Origin of the sequence: Rudaea sp. (assembly GCF_036383415.1) — a bacterium.
In the GTDB taxonomy this organism is placed as follows: domain Bacteria; phylum Pseudomonadota; class Gammaproteobacteria; order Xanthomonadales; family Rhodanobacteraceae; genus Rudaea.
Map to the genome: position 1 here is coordinate 1 of NZ_DASVOK010000447.1, position 1,747 is coordinate 1,747.

3 protein-coding genes are annotated in these 1,747 nt (G+C 64.3%); 1 reads left to right on the forward strand and 2 read right to left on the reverse strand.

The genetic code is table 11. The features are described 5' to 3' along the window. On the reverse strand, window positions 1-374 hold a 374-nt coding region (locus VF497_RS16115), incomplete at its 3' end, for an ATP-binding cassette domain-containing protein (protein WP_330890584.1). 1 nt (window position 375) lies between these two features. On the opposite strand from VF497_RS16115, the gene VF497_RS16120 reads away from it, so the two are divergent. Further along, window positions 376-1,005 (forward strand): arylesterase, encoded by a 630-nt coding sequence (locus VF497_RS16120; protein WP_330890586.1) that lies wholly within the window; start codon window positions 376-378, stop codon window positions 1,003-1,005. 73 nt (window positions 1,006-1,078) lie between these two features. On the opposite strand, the gene VF497_RS16125 is transcribed toward VF497_RS16120, so the two are convergent. Continuing rightward, window positions 1,079-1,747: RimK family alpha-L-glutamate ligase (locus VF497_RS16125; protein WP_330890588.1), on the reverse strand; the 669-nt coding region annotated here is incomplete at its 5' end.

Sequence of the window (1,747 nt, forward strand, 5' to 3'; positions counted from 1 at the left end):
GTGCGCGCGTCGGCGCTGCCCTCGAGATCGAGCGGCAGCATCACGTTTTCCTCGGCGTTGAGCGCGGGCAGCAGGTGGAAACTCTGGAACACGAAACCGACGCGGCGGCGGCGCAGGCGCGCACGCGCCTCCTCGTCGAGCGCATCGAGCCGTTCGCCCGCGAGCACGATTTCGCCTGAACTCGGGCGATCGAGTCCGGCGAGCAGGCCGAGCAGGGTGGTCTTGCCCGAGCCCGACGCGCCGACGATCGCGAGGCTGTCGCCACGCGCGAGCGTAAAGCCGACGTCGTCGAGAATCGTCAACCTGCCATCAGGACCATCGACGCTTTTGCTAACCTTGTCGGCACGAATCACGATTTCGTCGTTTTGCTTCATCATGCTCAAACCGTTCCTCGTCGTTCTTCTGTCGATCGCCGGCGTCTTTTCCGTGCGGGCTGCGCCGTCCGTTTCATCCGCCGGACCGATTCTCGTGCTCGGCGATTCGCTGTCCTCCGCGCATCGCATCGCGCCCGAGGCGGGCTGGGTGCATCTGCTCGAACAACGCTTGCGCGAGCAGGGCACGCCGCATCAGGTCGTCAACGCGAGCATCAGCGGCGAAACCACGTCCGGTGGCCTCGCGCGCCTGCCCAAACTGCTCGCCGAGCATCGGCCCGCAGTCGTGATCGTCGAACTCGGTGCCAACGACGGACTGCGCGGCCTGCCGCTTGCCGAAATTCGCACGAACCTGAAAAGCATCCTGACCGCCGCGCGCGCTGCCGGCGCGCGCTCCGCGCTGCTCGGCATCGAACTGCCGATCAACTACGGACCGCAGTACCGCGACGGCCTGCGGGAAATGTATCGGGGCCTCGCGCGGGAATTCAATGTGCCGCTGGTCCCGTTCCTGCTCGACGGCGTGGCGTTGAATCCGGATCTCATGCAGGACGACGGCCTGCATCCGAAAGCGGAGGGCGAGCCCAAGGTGCTGGAAAATGTCTGGGCCGTGCTCGGGCCGGAGTTGAAGCGGTAGCGCCGATTCTGCGGCCGTCCGGATTAGAACGCGCGAACTGTCTTCGCTCGCTACGTTTTGAGATAGGTTCTAGTCAATCCGTGATGCCGAGCCGCTTGCGCTCGAGCCGGCGCAGGAATTCCTCCATGATGCGCCGGTACAGGTCTTCGCCGAGATAATCGTCCTCGACGCCGGCGTCGATCGAGGGATTGTCGTTGACTTCGATGACGACGATGCGTTCGCCGTTCTGCTTGAGGTCGACGCCGTAGAGGCCGTCGCCGATCGACGCGGTGGCTTTCAGCGCGAGCTTGACCACCTCGCTCGGCGCGTCGCGCACGGGCAGGGTCTTGAAGCCGCCGGATTTCTGCGTCGCATTGGCGCCGTGGTTGTAGATCTGCCAGTGGCCGCGCGACATGAAGTACTGGCAGGCGTACAACGCCTGGCCGTCGAGCACGCCGATGCGCCAGTCGTATTCGGTGAACATGAATTCCTGGGCGAGCACGAGCGCGGTGTGCTGGAACAGGTCATCGGCCGCGGCCTTCAATTGCTCGGGCGTTTCCACCTTGACGATGCCGCGCGAGAACGAGCCGTCCGGAATCTTCAGCACGATTGGAAAGCCGATCAGGTCAGGCAGTTCGGCCAGCTTCTTCGCGTCGTCGCGGTAAAGGATCTCGGTCTTCGGCGTCGCCAGCTTGCGCGACTTGAGCAGGTCGTGCAGGTAGATCTTGTTCGTGCACTTGAGGATCGAGCCGGGATCGTCGAT

Excerpts from the sequence above, each read along its gene's own strand:
- VF497_RS16120 (WP_330890586.1), top strand. The coding sequence starts at position 376 with ATGCTCAAACCGTTCCTCGTCGTTCTTCTGTCGATCGCCGGCGTCTTT.